Origin of the sequence: Exiguobacterium aurantiacum (assembly GCF_001766415.1) — a bacterium.
GTDB classification, from domain to species: Bacteria; Bacillota; Bacilli; order Exiguobacteriales; family Exiguobacteriaceae; genus Exiguobacterium; species Exiguobacterium aurantiacum_A.
In genome coordinates, this window is sequence record NZ_MKXO01000053.1 from 1 (window position 1) to 524 (window position 524).

General features: G+C 40.8%; 1 protein-coding gene and 1 pseudogene. Both read right to left on the reverse strand.

The features are described 5' to 3' along the window. A pseudogene (locus BJU60_RS15125) lies at positions 1–123 on the reverse strand (VWA domain-containing protein); the annotation flags it as partial. 76 nt (positions 124–199) lie between these two features. Beyond that, positions 200–524, reverse strand: a 325-nt coding sequence (locus tag BJU60_RS14915) for a SpoIIE family protein phosphatase (protein ID WP_167615773.1), incomplete at its 5' end; no start/stop codon positions are given.

Here is a 524-nt window from a genome sequence, read left to right on the forward strand (position 1 = left end):
GCCAATGACATTGACTGTAATCCCTTGTTCCTTTGCCAATGAGGCAATCGCAAGCGGATCTTCCCCGTGATTTGAGCAGCCATCTGTAATCAATAAGATTTGGTTGACGTGACCTTTTCGCATCTTCATTCCTCCTGGGATTGTAACTGAATGCTTATATCCCCATCATCGCCAGAAGAAATTCATATTATACGATATTTTAAGAAATCTCTTGTTTCTCAAGATAGAATGTACCGGTCGGAATGGAAGCCCATTTTGGTGTGTTGTGGTCGAGCCTGATGACAACAACTGTCATATCGTCATCAATTTGGCCTGCTCTTGTTCGAATGACCTCTTCCATTAATAAATCAGCAATTTCTTGGGGATCTTCTGTTTTAAAGCTTTTCATTTTCCGTTTCACCCACAGATCATGATTTTCAATATGCTTTGGCCCTTCAAAAATGCCGTCACTCATCATAATCAATAGATCTCCTGCCTTCATCTGTTCACTCACAACCTCGACTTCGAATTCATCAATAATACCG